13 protein-coding genes are annotated in these 16,280 nt (G+C 63.9%); 9 read left to right on the top strand and 4 right to left on the bottom strand.

Annotation, left to right across the window (positions count from 1 at the left end):
• Nucleotides 1-32 precede the first annotated feature (32 nt).
• Nucleotides 33-1,373: a DUF1501 domain-containing protein gene (locus ACILSQ_RS12195; RefSeq protein WP_395743908.1), complete on the bottom strand. Its 1,341-nt coding sequence runs from the start codon at nucleotides 1,371-1,373 to the stop codon at nucleotides 33-35.
• A gap of 85 nt (nucleotides 1,374-1,458) precedes the next feature.
• Between ACILSQ_RS12195 and ACILSQ_RS12200 the strand changes: the two genes are divergently transcribed.
• Nucleotides 1,459-2,463, top strand: coding sequence for a hypothetical protein (locus ACILSQ_RS12200; RefSeq protein WP_395743909.1), 1,005 nt, complete (start codon nucleotides 1,459-1,461; stop codon nucleotides 2,461-2,463).
• Nucleotides 2,464-2,585: 122 nt separating this feature from the next.
• Nucleotides 2,586-3,935, top strand: a complete 1,350-nt coding sequence (locus ACILSQ_RS12205; RefSeq protein ID WP_395743910.1) for a hypothetical protein — start codon at nucleotides 2,586-2,588, stop codon at nucleotides 3,933-3,935.
• An 11-nt stretch (nucleotides 3,936-3,946) separates the two neighbouring features.
• Here ACILSQ_RS12205 and ACILSQ_RS12210 read toward each other — a convergent pair whose 3' ends face one another.
• Both ACILSQ_RS12210 and ACILSQ_RS12215 read right to left on the bottom strand, forming a co-directional pair.
• A complete protein-coding gene (locus ACILSQ_RS12210; RefSeq protein ID WP_395743911.1) occupies nucleotides 3,947-5,386 on the bottom strand; it encodes a DUF1501 domain-containing protein in 1,440 nt (479 codons plus the stop codon).
• A 62-nt stretch (nucleotides 5,387-5,448) separates the two neighbouring features.
• Nucleotides 5,449-6,810 (bottom strand): DUF1501 domain-containing protein, encoded by a 1,362-nt coding sequence (locus ACILSQ_RS12215; RefSeq protein ID WP_395743912.1) that lies wholly within the window; start codon nucleotides 6,808-6,810, stop codon nucleotides 5,449-5,451.
• A 65-nt stretch (nucleotides 6,811-6,875) separates the two neighbouring features.
• Between ACILSQ_RS12215 and ACILSQ_RS12220 the strand changes: the two genes are divergently transcribed.
• The 5 genes from ACILSQ_RS12220 to ACILSQ_RS12240 are packed head-to-tail and all read left to right on the top strand — an operon-like array spanning nucleotide 6,876 to nucleotide 10,815.
• Nucleotides 6,876-7,886, top strand: coding sequence for a galactose oxidase (locus tag ACILSQ_RS12220; RefSeq protein WP_395743913.1), 1,011 nt, complete (start codon nucleotides 6,876-6,878; stop codon nucleotides 7,884-7,886).
• Nucleotides 7,887-7,922: 36 nt separating this feature from the next.
• The gene (fabG, locus tag ACILSQ_RS12225; RefSeq protein ID WP_395743914.1) at nucleotides 7,923-8,651 is read left to right on the top strand and encodes a 3-oxoacyl-ACP reductase FabG; all 729 of its coding nucleotides are present in this window, start codon (nucleotides 7,923-7,925) and stop codon (nucleotides 8,649-8,651) included.
• Between the two features lie 35 nt (nucleotides 8,652-8,686).
• Nucleotides 8,687-8,941, top strand: coding sequence for a phosphopantetheine-binding protein (locus tag ACILSQ_RS12230; RefSeq protein ID WP_395743915.1), 255 nt, complete (start codon nucleotides 8,687-8,689; stop codon nucleotides 8,939-8,941).
• A gap of 24 nt (nucleotides 8,942-8,965) precedes the next feature.
• Complete coding sequence (locus ACILSQ_RS12235; protein WP_395743916.1) at nucleotides 8,966-9,976, top strand: YbhN family protein; 1,011 nt, start codon at nucleotides 8,966-8,968, stop codon at nucleotides 9,974-9,976.
• Entirely contained in the window at nucleotides 9,973-10,815 is an 843-nt protein-coding gene (locus ACILSQ_RS12240) for a patatin-like phospholipase family protein (protein WP_395743917.1), read from the top strand. Before ACILSQ_RS12235 ends, ACILSQ_RS12240 begins: the two co-directional genes overlap by 4 nt.
• On the opposite strand, the gene mfd is transcribed toward ACILSQ_RS12240, so the two are convergent.
• A complete protein-coding gene (gene mfd / locus ACILSQ_RS12245; protein WP_395743918.1) occupies nucleotides 10,816-14,097 on the bottom strand; it encodes a transcription-repair coupling factor in 3,282 nt (1,093 codons plus the stop codon).
• 51 nt (nucleotides 14,098-14,148) lie between these two features.
• Between mfd and ACILSQ_RS12250 the strand changes: the two genes are divergently transcribed.
• Nucleotides 14,149-15,504: a Gfo/Idh/MocA family protein gene (locus tag ACILSQ_RS12250; protein ID WP_395743919.1), complete on the top strand. Its 1,356-nt coding sequence runs from the start codon at nucleotides 14,149-14,151 to the stop codon at nucleotides 15,502-15,504.
• Nucleotides 15,505-15,549: 45 nt separating this feature from the next.
• Nucleotides 15,550-16,269: an RNA polymerase sigma factor gene (locus ACILSQ_RS12255; RefSeq protein WP_395743920.1), complete on the top strand. Its 720-nt coding sequence runs from the start codon at nucleotides 15,550-15,552 to the stop codon at nucleotides 16,267-16,269.
• The last annotated feature ends 11 nt before the right edge of the window (nucleotides 16,270-16,280 follow it).

Genomic DNA, 16,280 nt, shown 5'->3' on the forward strand with positions numbered 1-16,280 from the left:
AAGTCTGCGAAGATGAATGGTCTGACCGTTTCTCAAACCAGCTCGGGCATGGGCAGGTGCCCATCCACCAAGTACTGGGGCCGGCCGGTGAGGTCCGTGAGGGTGGCCTTGGTCACGTCGATGCCCATCTGCTTGTAAAGCGTGGCGAAGACTTCGCCGAAGGCCACGGGGCGCTCAGTGGGTTCGCCGGCCAGTTTATCGGTGGCGCCGATGACCTGGCCGTGGCGCATGCCGCCGCAGGCGAGGAGGGCGGAGGCCACGCGCGGCCAGTGGTCGCGGCCGCCTTTGGGATTGATCATGGGAGTGCGGCCAAATTCACCCCAGACGACGACGGAGACATCCTTGTCCATCCCTCGTTCGTGGAGATCCGAGATCAGTGCAGTGAGTCCGCTGTCGAGAAGAGGCAGGTCTTCGCGCAACTGACCGAAGTTGTTGGAGTGGTAGTCCCAGCGGCTGAAGGCGAGCGTGACCACGCGCGCGCCAGCCTCCACCAGACGGCGGGCGGCGAGGAAGTGTTCGGGCAAGCGCGGGCCTCCATCATCGCGATTGCGGTTTTCGCCTTTGCCGTAGCGTTCGACGATGCGCGGGTCTTCACGGCTTAAATCGAGGGCGTGGAGAAGCTTCGGACTTGTGAGCACATTGAGCGCCTGCTCATTGAACACATCCACGCCGCCCATCAGGCCGGAGGCGTCGAGATCACGCCGAAGATTGTCAAAGCTGGAGAGCAGGGACTTGCGATCACGCAGGCGATCCAGAGTGACGCCATGGAGCGCCATGTCCTCCGTGCCACCGCCGCGGTTGGGCTGGAAAGGCGCATGGCCGACGCCCAGAAAGCCGGGCTCTCCGGTGCGCGCCCACTCCATGTGGCCCATCTTTGGCGCGAGGCCGACGAAGGGCGGCATGGCGGGGTTGGCGCTTCCCTGCAAACGCGAGACGACGGAGCCGAGCGAGGGCCAGCCGCCGGGAGGCTGCTGCTTGGAGTTGCGGCCGGTGAGGCACTGAAAGGCGTCGTGGCGCGAATCGCAGTCCGCCAGCGAGCGGATGAGCGTGCACTTGTCCATCATCTTTGCGAGACGCGGCAGGTGCTCGCAGATCTGGATGCCGGGGACATTGGTGGAGATGGGCTTGAACTCGCCACGCACTTCAGACGGCGCGTCCGGCTTCATGTCAAACATGTCCTGATGCGACGGCCCGCCGGGCAGGAAGATCATGATCACCGCCTTGTGCGATCTGCCCGTCTGCTGCGCGGACTCGGCGCGCAGCACGTCATTCAAAGACAGCCCGCCCATGGCGAGCCCGCCGATCTTGAGGAAGTTTCGACGTGACACACCATCGCAGTAGCCGCCGCTGGGATGTGAGTAGAGATTGAGCATGGCTGGTGGAAGGGCCGCGAAACCTACGATGCGAGGTGCCGGACTCTTGCCAGACAGGCCAAAACTGAAGCGTTTGGTTCAAACGATGAGCGGACTGATCGGACACACGATGTATGGCATCCTCGCGGCGAAAGCCGCGAAAGGGCGCGGCCTGCCCGTGACGCCGATCATTGAACGACATCTGCCGAGCTACCTCTGCGGCGCTTATCTGGGCTGCGACATCCAGGTGATGCCGGAAGCCATCTGCGTGGACACCGGGCGCGAAGTGGGCTTTGGCACGGTGCCGCTGGAAAAAAGTCCCATCACCGGCGGGGCGGTGAAGCCGTGGACGCTGGAGCATGCGGGGCGGCGATACCGGCCCAAGGAGATTCACGAGCTGTTTTACGGCCGGGCGCATCTGGTGTTCGGCTGGGCCAAGCCGGAGGCGGATCTGCACGTGCCTTGGGACCATCTGGCGGACTACTGCGCACGGGCGATCCGCGACGACATGAGCTCCGAACGCGGCCTGGCCTACGCGCTGGGCTGGATGGTGCACATTGTCGGCGACTCCTTGATCAAGTCCGTGCAGCCCGGCATCCGCATGCATTTACTGGATGGTGTCTATACGCCGCGAAACCGCATCGTGCAGGATCAGTTCACCTTCCACATCATTGGCGGAGAGCTGGGCATCGACTGGGTGAAAACTTTCCAAGACATGGCAGCGACGCCCGTGGAGGCGATTCAGCCGCACTACATGCGCATCGGAGAAAAGCGTGGCGAACTGGCGAAGCTGTTTGATCAAGGATGGAAGCCGGAGCTGCAGCCGCTGCTAAGCGCCGTGCTGAACGAAAACCGCCGGTGGCTGCCGCACCATACCGAGGATGTGCTGCGCGTGGTCCAGCGAAACAGCGAGGAGGCGAAACGCGTGAGCGGCGGGCTGGAGCATGAGGCCATGATACAAATGGCCGAAAGCGCGGGCATGCGGGACACGCTGGTGACGATCGCCGAACAGTGCGCGGATTTGATGGAGCACACCCTCGCACAGGTGCCGAAGTGGCGGGGTCTGCCGCGACTGCCCGCCGAAGGCTGGAGCAAGCTCAAGCGTGTTTGAAGACGCGGAGCGCCGCCGTGTCCGTCATAGCGCCACAGCAACTGTTAGTTTCATTAGAGGAAAGGACGTGACAGAGAGGAACGGGACGTGATAACAAGCGCTCTTCCTTTTCCGACTTTCACATGAGCACCCCTCAACTGGACACCCTCGCCAAGGCACCTTTGTTTGTTCATCTCGCAATCGTGGGCGTCAACGCGGGGCCGACGGCGGTCGATTCAACCCGTTTCAACGAGCACGTGGAGGCTTCAGGCGCACCAAACGCACGCATCTCTGTCTATACCGATGCGCTGCAGCACCTTGCCATTCACTTTCAGAGGCTCTACGGCGAGCTGACCCAGGCGCAGGATTCAGCGCCCGTGATCGAGCAAATTCAGGCGGCAATGTCGGAGCAGCTGACGCCCTCGGACAAGCTGCAGTTCGTTCTGCACCTTGGGCGTGTCGCAGCGGCGGCTGTGCGCGACGACCATGGCAACCCCGTGCCGGAACGCGTCGCGGTGGCCGACCAGATGGCGGAGCTGTTCCAGTTCATGCCCTACGGCAAAAACAACGAGCGCTACACGGACGGGCTCCAGGTCACCACCTACTGGCCTGGCGTTGATCCCGCGCTGCAGCGCTTTTCTGAGGCCGAGCTGCGGCAGCTGTCCGCAGTTTTCGGCTGTCTGCATGCAGCAATGAGCGGCTGCCATGGCGGAGAGCTGGGAGAGGCGCGCAAGGCGGCCCTCAAACAGTGCCTGATGGAAGGCTACACTCCCGGCATGGAGGCCTGCGCGGCGCATGCGCTGCTGCGTTATTTCGACCAGCTTTTCTGGCTCGTGTTTGCAGAGATCCAGTTCGCGGAACGCCCCAAGCCTGTGTTCGTGCAAGGCCACGCCCTGGTGATGCAGAAACTGGATGCTTCTGAGCAGACGGCTTTCAACCGGCACATTCAAAACATGGCCGCCGCCCTGGTGACCGAGGGCTCGCCGCCCATGGCGCGCGACACGCTCACGAGCATCATGGCGCTGATGCAGGGGCAGGATGTGGAGATTGACGGCGGCGGGCTGCCGGAACCAGAGTGGGACGTGCTCAGCATGGGGCTCGTGGCCAGTTTCCTGCTGGTGGCGGCTGCGGACGGCCATGTGGGCGACAAGGAATGCCAGACCTTTGCCAGCATCATTCAGGCGGTGGCTGAAGGGGTGCCGACCAGTCTCATCCTCAAGGCGGCGGCCCGCATTCCAGACCGCATGCATGTGCTGTGGCCTGCCGTCACCGCCCGCGGCGCTCATCCCCCAAGAATGGTGGCTGAGGCTGTCGTTCTCGCCGCCGCCAAATTTACCGCGGAAGAGTTCGATCTCTACCGGAGGGTCGCGCTGGCAATCGCGGTCAAGACCGCCGAGGCGGAAGGCGGCGGCTTCCTTGGCCTGGGCTCCAAGATCAGCAAAGACGAGCAGAAGGTGATCGACGGGCTGAAGAAGCTGCTCGGCTTTGCGTAAAGCCGGCGGCACTAGGTGAGACCGCCGATCGGCGAGCCCATGTAGAGGGTGTGCGGCCGGCTGGTGAAGTCTTTCCAGATCGTCTCGCGAGGCAGGCCGAGGGCTTCGTAAATGGTGGCGGCGAGGTTCTCGGGGGTCTGAGCGTCGCTGACGGGATAGCCACCCTGCTTGTCTGTCTCACCAATGACACGGCCACCCTTGATGCCACCGCCGGCGAGGAGGATGCTTTGAGCATGGCCCCAGTGGTCGCGTCCGGGCAGGGCCTTGGCGGAGATGCTCTTGATTTTGGGGGTGCGGCCAAATTCGCCACCCATGACGATGAGCGTTTCATCGAGCTGGCCGCTGGCATCGAGGTCTTCAATCAGAGCGCTCACGGCTTGGTCCATCGGCGGCAGCAGGTAGTTTTTCAGATTTCCCCAGGCGGCCTGGTGCGTGTCCCAGGTCTCGTTGTTTCCCAGGTTCACCTGCACCATGCGCACGCCGCTTTGCACCAGCCGGCGGGCCATGAGGAGCGACCAGCCGAAGCTGTGGCGGCCGTAGCGGTCGAGCATTTTGGGATCCACTTTTTCCAGGCTGAAGGCATCATGCACCTTGCGGTTCCCCAGCAGGCCGATGGCGGCCTGGCGGGTGGAATCGAACGCTTCATCACCCGCCAACGCGGTGAGGTCATCCGTCTGGGATTCGAGGGCGTTACGCAAGGACACGCGGTCCATCACACGATCCAGCGTCAGTCCCTGCGGCAGGGAGAGATGCGGCGCCTGAAACTTCAGCGCGGGGTCGGTTTCAAAACCGCGCTCATGGTGGAAGAGGTATTTTGGATAAGCGCCGTAGTGCTTCGGGTGGTAGGGAGACATCTCCAGGAACCAGGGATCGTGCTGCGCACCGAGAGTTCCCGCGAACTGCCCGGCCAGCGTGCGGCCTTCGCGATGCACGAGCTTGTCCGGCAAAACGATGGCGGGGGGCAGGTTGTCTTTGCGCCGGGGCAGCAGCGCGGTGGCCAGCGCGGCGATGCTGGGGTGGTCGGACTTCTTCGGCTTGCTCGGGTCAAAACCGAGCGGCGCATCGGTGCGCCCCGTGAGCATGATGTGATGGCCCAGCGAGTGATCGCTGCTGCCATGCGTGAGCGAACGGACGAGCGACCACTTTTCCGAAATGCGCGCCAGATTGGGCAGGTGCTCGCAGATGTGCAGGCCCGGCGTGCGCGTGCGGATGGGTTTGAACTCCCCGCGGATCTCCATGGGGGCGTCCGGCTTCATGTCAAAGCTCTCATGCTGCGCGAGCCCGCCGGAGAGGAAGATGTAGATAACCGACTTGGCGCGCGCCGGCTGCGTGGCGGCCGTCATGGCCTGCAGGGCGCTGAGGTGATTCATGCCGAGCCCCAGCAAGCCGACCGCGCCCGCCTGAATGACTTCACGGCGGGAGACGGGATGTGCTGGATGCGACCATGACATGCGCGTTCAAGTACGCCGCAGGGAGACGAGGACTTTCCAGAGGTGTTCTTTTCAGCGCGGGCTCAAATCAGCTCCGGCATCGGCGACCAGCCATCGACAAGATACTGCGGGCGGCCGGTCAGATCGTTGAGCGTGGTCTTCACGGTGTCGATCCCCATGTGCTTGTAGAGCGTGGCGAAGACTTCGCCGAAATGCACGGGGCGCTCGGTGGGTTCACCGCCGAGCTTGTCCGTGGCGCCGATGACCTGGCCCGTGCGCAATCCGCCGCCAGCCAGCAAGGCACCGCCGACGCGCGGCCAGTGGTCGCGGCCACCGTCTTTATTAACGATGGGGGTGCGGCCAAACTCGCCCCAGGCGACGACTGCCACATCTTTGTCGAGTCCGCGCTCATGCAGATCTTCCACAAGGGCGCTCATGCCCTGATCGAAGAGTGGCAGATGGCGCAGGAGCTGCGGGTAATTGTTGTCGTGGAAATCCCAGCGGCCAAAGTTCAGCGTGACCACGCGGGCGCCGGCCTCCACGAGACGGCGGGCCAGCAGGAAGTGCTCGAGATTGAGCGGAGCGCCGTCGCCGTAGTTTTTGGGATCGCCTTTGCCGTAGCGCTCACGGGTTTTGACAGTCTCCTTGCTCAGATCGAGCGCAGTAAGAAGCTTGCTGGAGGTCAGGACATTGAGCGCCTGCTGATTGAAGGCGTCCATGCTGCCGACGAGGCCGCTGGCATCGAGTTCGCGGCGGAAGGAGTCAAACCCGGTGAGCAGAGAACGGCGGTCCTCCAGGCGATCCAGCGTGATGCCGTTGAGCTGGAGGTCGTCCATCCCAGCACCATTGGGCCGGAAGGCAGCATGGGTGTTGCCGCAGTAGCCGGGATGGCCGGGAGAACCGTAGGGCGGATGGCCGGCTTTCGGGGCGAGGCCGACAAAGGCGGGCATCGCGGGATCGGCCTGGCCCTTGAGCCGCGAAACGACGGAGCCAAAGGAAGGCGGATCAGAAAGACGGCCCACGGGCGCTGCGCCGCCGTTCGGAGGCGGGGGCTTGCCGGTGTAGCAGATGAAGCTGTCATGCGCGCCGTTCGGGGAGCCGTACATGCTGCGGATGGGCACCAGCTTGTCCATGATTTTGGCCAGACGCGGTGCGTGCTCGGAAATGTGGATGCCGGGGACGGCGGTCTTGATGGGCTTGTAGGGGCCACGGATCTCCAGCGGGGCGTCCATCTTCAAATCATACATGTCCTGGTGCGGCGGCGCGCCGCACATGTAGATCATGATGACGGACTTGAAGCTGCGGCCCGTGCGCGCCTCGGCTTCCGCCTTGAGCAGTTCCGGCAGGGACAGCCCGCCCATGGCGAGACCGCCGATGCGCAGGAAGTCGCGACGCGAGACGCCGTCGCAGAGCTTGCCGTGAGATTTGCCGGAGAGGGTGAGCATGAGTGTGGGCAAAATAAGCACTCAATGTGCCGGAACTATCATCAAAGCTGCGTTATGTGCGGGCCATGCTCCGTCCGCTGCTCTGCCTCATGTCCCTCACTTTCACCGCTTCCGCCGCCGATTCGTCATGGTCCCAACTGCCGTCTTTGCCTGATGCCCGGGGCTTTGCGGGTTCCTTTGCCGGGGTGGTGGATGGCACGCTGATGGTCGCCGGCGGAACGCATTTTCGCGACAAGATGCCCTGGGAAGGCGGCACGAAGCTGTGGTATGACACGCTCTTTGCGCTGGAGAAGCCGGACGGCGCCTGGCGGGTGGCGGGAAAACTGCCCAAGCCCAACGGGTATGGGGTGAGCCTCACGACGCCTCAGGGCTGGATCATCCTCGGCGGTGGCAATGCGACGGAGCATTTCCAGGAGGTGTTTTGGGTGCAGAAAAATGCCCCGCTGCCGCCGCTGCCGAAGCCCTGCGCTTTCATGTGCGGCTGCGAGAGCGAGGGCGTCATCTACATCGCCGGCGGCATCGAAACCCCGACGGCCACGGGCGCGATGAACATCTTTTGGTCGCTCGATTTGAACAAGTCCGGCGCGCAGTGGCAGGAGCTGCCCCCCTGCCCCGGCAGGCCGCGCATCCTGGGCTGCATGGCGGCGGCGGGGGGCGTGGTGCACCTCTTCAGCGGCGCGGCGCTGCATGCAGACAAGGACGGCAAGCCGGAGCGCGAATGGCTAAGCGACGCCTGGGCCTACGAAGCGGCAAAGGGCTGGAGGAAACTGCCCGACATGCCTCGCGTGGCCGTGGCGGCTCCGAACCCGGCACCAGTGGTTGATTCGAAGATTTACATCATCGGCGGTGACGACGGTGCCAACGTCAACTTCATGCCGAAGGAGAAGCACCCGGGGTTTCCGCAGTCGATCCTGGTCTATGATGTGAAGACGCAGGCCTGGAGCCAGGCCGGCGAAGTGCCCTTTTCACTCGTCACGACCAATGCGGTTCTCTGGAAGGGGCAAATCGTGATCCCCGGCGGCGAGGCGCGGCCGGGAGTGAGATCTCCGCAGGTGTGGAGCGGAGAGCTGAAGTGACTTGAAACTCCCGCTGATGAACGGCAAAGCTCCCCGATGAGTCGCAGTATTTTGATCACCGGTGCGAACGGCGCGCTGGGCCTGGCCATGGCCGAATTCTTTCTGAAACGGGAAGAAGACTGCCAGGTGTTTCTGGGGGTGCGGGCGAAGCGGGAGCGGGCGCGGGAGCTGGCCGGGAGATTTTCGGATCGTGCGCATTTAATTACACTCGAAGTCACCTCTCCGGACGAATGGAAGGCCGCAGTGACCGAAATCGCATCCAAAGCCGCTCCTCCCGGCGTCCTCATCAACAATGCCGGCTTTCATGAAGACGCGCTGCTGGCAAACATGCCGCAGGACCAGTGGTCGCGGGTGCTGGATGCGAACCTGAACGCCGTCTTCCACGGCTGCCAGGCGGTGCTGCCGGGAATGATGCGGGAGCGGCAGGGGCGGATTGTGAACATCGCCTCGCTCAGCGCCATCTCCTCGCCCGCCGGGCAGACCAACTATGCCGCGGCCAAGGCCGGGGTGATCGGGATGACGCAGAGCCTGGCCAAGGAATCCGCCCGCATGGGCATCACGGTGAATGCGGTCTGCCCGGGGTATATTGAGGGCGGCCTGCCCGCCGACTGGACGCCGGAGCACCTGAAAGTCCTGAAAATGCAGCTTCCCATGCGGCGTTTTGCCCGGCCCGAGGAGATCGCGGCGGCTGTTTTCTTCCTTGCGAGCCCGGATGCGAGCTATATCACTGGCTCGACACTGAAAATCGACGGTGGGCTCCTTTAGCCTCCCCTCCGCACCCTACGAAACGTATCCCCTGCATGCCGACCCGCCAGCGCCTCAAAGAACTTATGATCAGCGAACTCATGCTCGACATGACCGCGGATGAAATCGGCGATGACACCCCCCTCTTTGGTCCCGCAGGCGTGGGTCTGGACTCCGTGGATGCCCTGCAGCTGGTGGTGATGATCGAGAAGCACTTCGGCTTCAAGATGGCCGACCAGGACCAGGCGAAGCGCATCCTGCACAGCGTCAACACGATCGCCCAGGCCGTGGACCAGAAAGCGGCGGCATAATTCTACGGCCCCCAGCCCTGCGTTTTGAAACGCTTCCTCTCCATCACCCTGCGTCTGGTCATCAGTGGTGTGCTGCTCGCGCTGCTGTTTCGGGAGCATGATCTCATCGCGGACATCGCACCCCGCCTCGGCGCGCTGGTGACGAACTGGCCGTGGACTGTGGCCGGGATCACCTTTGTGTTTCTCTCGCAGGTTCTGACCGCGCTGCGCTGGTGGATCATTCTGCGAGGCCAGGTGCCTGATCTGCCGTTCCTGGTGCTGCTGCGCACGGAAATCATCAGCGCTTTTTTCAACATCAGCTCTGTCGGCGTGGTGGGCGGGGACGCCTACAAGATCATGTCCCTTTCCCGGCGCCTTCCCGGGCAGGCCATGCCGGTGAGTGTCTCCATTGTGCTGGACCACCTCACGGGACTCATCTCCGTGGCGGTTTTGTTTACCGTCTGCATGATGGTGCGGGCCTCCCACTGGCATGAGATCGGCCACGACCTGCGCATGCTGATCACCGGATACGCCATGTATGTCGGCGTGGCGCTCCTGGGCCTGCTGGCGGGCTGGGTTTCATTCACCCCAGCCCTGCTGGCCTGGGGACGGCGCACCTTCCCCCGCACCATGGGCAGTCCAAGGCTGGAACGCGTGATCGAACGCCTGACACGGGTGCATGAGGTGGCTGCGCTGCTGTGGAAGCGCACGCTGTCCGCCATGGTGGTGTCCACCGGCATGCATGCTTCGTTTTTCATGTGCTTTTACTGCGGCCTGCGCGCGGTGGGCGGCGCGGCGCCGGTGCTGGATGTGCTGACGGCCATGCCCATCGTGGACGCGGCGGCGTCCCTGCCCGTCTCCATCTCCGGACTGGGCGTGCGGGAGCGCACCTTTGAGGCGCTGCTCGCTGGGCTGGCCAGGGTGCCGGAGGCTGTGGGCGTTTCCGCCTCCCTGGCAGGGTGGCTTTTCAGCCTGTTCTGGGGCGTCATCGGCGGTGTGATGTTTCTGCGCGCCCGGCATGCCGCCATCACCGCACCGGAGGCCCAGTGCGCATGAGCACCCCCCCGCGCATCGCCATCTCTCTCGGCGCCTCCTTCATGGGCTATGCCACGCATGCGGGCTTTCTGGCGCGACTGCATGCGCTGGGTGTTCGCCCGGTGGCCGTCGGGGGCTCCTCGGCCGGGGCCATCACGGCTGGCTTATACGCCGCGGGTCTGGCGCAGGAGGCCATCCGGGAGGCGGTGCTCAGCCCGCGCCTGTACCTGTCCTTTGCCCGGCGCACGATCTGGATCTGGCATCAGTTTGTGAACAGCCTGCGCCATCGTCATCCCGGCTTTTTCGATCCGAGGGGCGCTGTGGCCCACTTTGAATCCGTCGTCGGCACACGCACCATCGAGTCTCTGTCAGATCCGCGGCTCCTCATCGCGCTAAGTGATCTCTCAAACCACGAAACCCTCTTCGTGCGCAGCGGATCACTGGCCACGGCGATGGCGGCCAGCTCCTGCGTGCCGATGCTTTTCACCCCGCTGGAGTTCGATGGCCGCATGTGCACGGACGGCGGCGTCTCTCACGAGTCGCCGGTGGACCCGTGGTTCACGGACGACGGCATCGACCACATCATCATCCACCGCATCGTACAGCCGCCGAGAAAGCCGCCGGTGCTGCCCCTGCACCGCCTGATGGCCACCATTGCCGCAACTCACGCCGCCATGAACCGCCAGATTTTGAACGACCGCATCGAACTGGCGCGGCTGCACGGCAAAAAGCTCACCATCATCCACACGAACCACGCACGGCCTTCGCCGCTGTTTCCGGGAAGGCTCAGGCAGCTCTATGAACTGGGGGATGCCACGGCGCAGAAGCTGTTCGACACCGAGCTTTCGAAAAACAGCTGATCACAGCGTGCGCAGCATCTCAAGAGCCTCCGCGAGCTGCTTGAACCCCTCGCGGGAGCTGAGACGGGGGAACTTCCCCTGGATCATGACGAACTTGCCGTTGCGGGTGAGCATGAGCTTGCGCTCCTTGATCTCGACGTCGCTGATGCCGGCGTGCGCGGCGGCGAGGCGGATGGCGGCGCAGGTGAGGAGGTTCTGCACGGCATGGGGGAGTTTTTCGCCGAACTGATCGCGCCACTGCGACTCCAGCTCCTCGAGCTCCTTGCGCGTCATGATCTCTCCCACCTGGCGGTAGGCGGTGATGCGCAGCTTCAGGTCTTCGATGAAGGTGGAGGGGATGAAGGCCGGCGTGGCGCCTTTTTCCGCCTGCACCATCATGGCTTCGTTCATGACGAGGAAATCCGTGCGCAGCCCCACCTCCACCGGGCGTGACACACGACGGCCCTGCATGCGTGCCACGCTTTGCTTGAGCATCTGGCAGTACAAATCGAACCCGACGGCGGCGATGTGGCCGCTCTGCTCGGTGCCGAGAAGATTACCCGCGCCGCGGATCTCGAGGTCGCGCAGGGCGATTTTGAAGCCGCTGCCGAGGCCGGCATATTGCTTGATGGCGTTCACCCGCTTCCGCGCATCGCCCGCAGTCACGGCATCCTGCGGCAGCAGCAGATACGCATAGGCCTGCACACCACCGCGACCGACACGGCCGCGGAGCTGGTAAAGATCCGCGAGGCCGAAGCGGTCGGCGCGGTCGATGATGATGGTGTTGGCATTGGGAATATCCACGCCGCTTTCGATGATGGTGGTGCAGACGAGGACATCGGCCCCGCCATCCACAAAGGTGTGCATCACATCCTCCAGTAGCTCGCTGTCCATCTGGCCGTGGCCGATGATGACGCGGGCTTTCGGGCACAGATCGCGGATACGCTGCGCGACTTTTTCGATGGTCATCACGCGGTTGTGCAGAAAGAAGACCTGGCCGCCCCGCTCGATCTCCGCGTCCACGGCCTGCCTGATGGTGCGCTCGTCGTAGGGGCAGATCATCGTCTGCACCGCCTGCTTGTTGGGCGGGGGCGTTTCGATGGTGCTCATGTCGCGCATGCCCATGAGCGCGAGGTACAGAGTCCGGGGGATGGGGGTGGCGCTGAGCGTGAGCACGTCCACCAGGCGGAAGAGCTCCTTGAACTTTTCCTTGTGCTTCACGCCGAAGCGCTGCTCCTCATCGATCACGGCAAGGCCGAGGTTTTTGAAGCGCACATCCTTGGAAATGACGCGGTGCGTGCCAACCACGATGTCCACCGTGCCCTCCGTGATGCCCCGCAGGATTTCGCGTTCGCGGTTCGCCGGCGTGAGGCGGCAGAGCATTTCCACGGACACGGGAAACTCGCTCATGCGCTGGCGGATGTTTTCCCAGTGCTGCCGGGCCAGCACGGTGGTGGGCACGAGCACGGCCACCTGCCGCCCGCCCATGACGGCCTTGAAGGCAGCACGGATGGCGACCTCGGTTTTGCCAAAACCCACATCCGCGCAAAGCAGGCGGTCCATGGGTTTTTCGGCCTCCATGTCGCGCTTGATCTCCTCCACGCTGCGGAGCTGGTCCGGCGTCTCGTGGTACAAGAAGGACTCCTCAAATTCGACCTGCCATTTGGTGTCTGGCTGGTGCGAGTAGGCTTTCAGCGTCTGGCGCTCCGCCGCCACGCTGAGCATGCGCGCGGCGAAATCCTCCACGCTTTTCTCCGCGTTTTTGCGCGTCTTCTGCCAGCGCGCTTCGCTGAGCTTGCTCAAGGCGGGCGCCTTGCCACCGACACCGACATAACGCGTGACCAGATGGGTGTGGGCCACGGGCACAAAGAGCTTTGCGCCTTCGGCATAGTGCAGCACCAGCACCTCCTCGCGTTTGCCGGAATCACGCACCTCAATGCCGCCGAAACGTGCCACGCCGTGCTCCGCGTGCACGACGATGTCGCCTTCGCGCAGGTCGCGCATGACATCGCGTGCTTTGCGCAGCACTTCGGCCTCATCGAGCTTCGAGCCACGCACGCGGCGGATCTGCTGGTGGCGGCCGAAAATTTCCGCGCCGGTCAGCACCGCCAGCTTGGCCGCAGGCACGGTGAAACCGCGGTAGAGAAGGCCCAGCTTGGTTTCGAGCGAGGCCGGCAAGCCGCTCTGCAGCTCGGTGAAGCGCTCGCGCTCGGCCTCATTGTGGAAGAAGATGACGGAGCGCCAGCCGGCCTCGTGCCATTCGCGGATCTGGCGGGCGAAGTGCTCGCGCCGCGCCTCGTGCAGCACGAAGTCGGAGGCGTCGAAGACACCGAGCGGATTCTCATGAATGGCCGCCGAGTAATCCTCCATGCCCTCCGCCGACGCGGCGCCGCTGAGGATGCGGGCATGGGCCTTGTCCGCTTCACACTCGATGGCGACGATGACGTCATCCGGATGCAGATGCTCGCGCACGCGCGAGGCCTCCTCCGCATTTTCATTCATCTGTAGAATGACGCCCACGCTTTCCAGCCGCCGGATGGAGGACTGGTTGTGCAGATCGAAGGCGCGGATGGACTCGATCTCGTCATCGAAAAATTCCAGGCGCAGCGGTTCCTCCGCCTGCCAGGAGAAGAAGTCCACGATGCCGCCGCGGCGTGCGAACTGGCCGCGCTCCGTGACGACAGGCACGCGCTCGTAGCCTGCCTCGGCCAGATCCTGCAGCAGGTGCTCAACGTCCAGCTTCGCGCCCACGGAAAGCGTACGGCGCTGGCTGGAGATTTCGGCCAGGGCGGGTGCGGGCTCGTCCAGACTGTCCGCGCAAAGCACCATCACCGGCGCATCGTCCTCCATCATGCGGCCGAGCACGCCTGCGCGCTCGGCGAGCAGTTCGGGATCGATCAATGCATCGTTCACCACCTGGCCGAGGCGCGGGAAGTAGAGCGCGGGGCACTGCCACACGCCGAGCTCGGCATGCACATGATCCTGCGTTTTCACATCCGCGCAGAGAATCCACAAGCGCCGCCCGGGCAGGGCCCTTTCCGCATGCCGCACCAGCAGCGCCGCGGCAAAACCGAAGGCCTGCGGCGTGACGTGATCAAGCACGATGGGTGTCTGTGCGAGCTTTTGCTGAAACGCGGAGGCCTTCAGCGCCAGATCCACCAGACCGAGCGCATCCCCCCGCGCACGCCCGGAAGGGGGTGGCGGCTGGCGGTGCGCAGCCTTCTTCACGCCGCGGGGTTTGGGGGCGCGTTTGACGGGGTCCAAAATGTCGCTGCAATGAGCCTCCCGGAGAGGAAATGGCAAGAGGCAAGGCGGATGAAGAATCCGGCATCTTCCTGACGTTATGAATCGTTCATGAGCCTCGCATCACGCCGCCAGTTTCTTCAGCAATGTTCCGCCGCCGGAGCTGCGCTGGGTTTTCCCATGATCATCCCCGGATCCGCTCTGGGAAAAAATGGAGCGGTGGCTCCCTCAAACCGCACCACGCTGGCGCTAATCGGCTGCGGTGGACGCGGCACGGATGTGGTGAAAAACTTTCTGCAGGATGAGCGCGTGCAGGTGATCGCCGTGTGCGATGTGGAGCGCGAGTCCGACCGCTACAACAAGGGCATCATCAAAAAAGCCGGGACGCTGGGCCGCGAGCCGGCACGACGGCTGGTGGACAAATCCTATGGCACCAAGGGCTGTGCCGTGCATGAAGATTTCAGGGAGGTGCTGGCGCGGAAGGATGTGGATGCCGTGCAGATCGCCACGCCGGACCACTGGCATGCGCTGATGGCCGTGGCCGCGGCGCGGGCGGGAAAAAACATCTACTGCGAGAAGCCGCTGAGCCTCACTGTGGCGCAAGGCCGCTTCATGAGTGATGTGGTGCGCGACAGCAAAGTCGTGTGGCAGACGGGCAGCCAGCAGCGCAGCGACATTCACTTCCGCATGGCCTGCGAGTACGTGCGCAATGGCAGGATCGGCAAACTGAAGCAAATCCGCGTGGGCCTGGCGAGCGACAACCGCGACAACAACGGCTGCGCCTCGCAAACAGCACCCACACCGGTGCCGGAAGGCCTGAATTACGACTTCTGGCTCGGCCCTGCTCCCGACGCTCCCTTCTGCCCGGCACGCCTGCACTCCAACTGGCGCTGGTTCTTCGACTACTCCGGCGGCAACGTCACCGACTTCGGCGCGCATCATTTCGACATCGTGCAGTGGGCGCTGAATCAGGACGAAAGCGGTCCCGTGGAGTTTTTCGACCTCAAGGCCACATGGCCCGCGCCCGGCAGCCTTTACTCCACCGCCCCCAATTTCTCCTTTGCCTATCGCTACGAAGACGGCACCACCGTGCGTGTGGCGGACAAGCAGGACTTTGGCTCCGGCATCATGTATGAAGGCGAAAACGGCAGCATCCTCAGCATGCGCGGAAAGCTGGAGATCAAGCCCGACTCCCTGCGCACGCCGCTGGCTGAAAGCGATGTGCGCCTCTACGAAAGCAAAGACCACTTCCGCAACTTCATCGACGCCATTCAGAACGGTGCCAAAACCGCCGCGCCCATTGAGTACGCGCATCGCAGCATCACCATCGCGCACCTGGCCAACATCGGCCTGCGGCTGAACCGCGCCAGGCTGCGATGGGATCCTGCGAAGGAGCAGGTTCTGGACGACGCGGAGGCCTCCGCGATGCTGACGCGCCCCATGCGCGGCCCCTGGCAACTGGTGTGATTTGCATGTAACAGCGGGCTGCGTTTCCTGAAGAACGCCTCCAAGATGCCTGCCAGCACGCCACCCTCTCCGCTGTTTGCCACCACGCGCTGGTCCGTCGTACTGGCGGCAAAGCAGGAGGACTCCAGGCAGGCGCTGGAAGTGCTTTGCCGCAGCTACTGGTACCCGCTTTACGCGTATGTGCGGCGCGACGGCCACACCCCGCACGATTCACAAGACCTGACGCAGGAGTTTTTTGCGCGGCTGGTGGAGAAGGACTGGCTGCGCTCCGCTGGCCCTGAGCACGGGCGCTTCCGCACCTTTCTGCTGGTGGCGATGAAGCGCTTTCTCATCAACGAATGGCACAAAAGCGCCGCGCGAAAACGCGGGGGAAACATCACGCACGTGCCGCTGGATGCCCAGGACGCGGAGCGGCGGTTTGCCGGAGAGCCTGCCCTGCCGCCTGACGCCATGTTTGAAAGACGCTGGGCCATGACGCTGCTGGAGCAGACGCTGAGCGCTGTGGAGGCGGAGTTTTCAGCGGCGGGAAAGGCTGCCGATTTTGCCGTGATGAAGCACTGCCTGACGCTGGACCGAGCCAGCATTTCCTACGCGGAACTGGCGGCGAAGACAGGCGCCAGCGAGGGGGCTGCGCGCGTGGCCGTGCACCGCCTGCGGAAACGCTTCCGTGAATTGTTTCGTGAAAACATCACCGCGACTCTGGCCGACGGCGAGGACGTGGAAGCCGAGATGCGCCACGTGATCGCCGTGCTGGGAGGCGTGTGATCGAAAATGCC

It is taken from the genome of Prosthecobacter sp., from assembly GCF_044227185.1.
Lineage (GTDB): Bacteria > Verrucomicrobiota > Verrucomicrobiia > Verrucomicrobiales > Verrucomicrobiaceae > Prosthecobacter.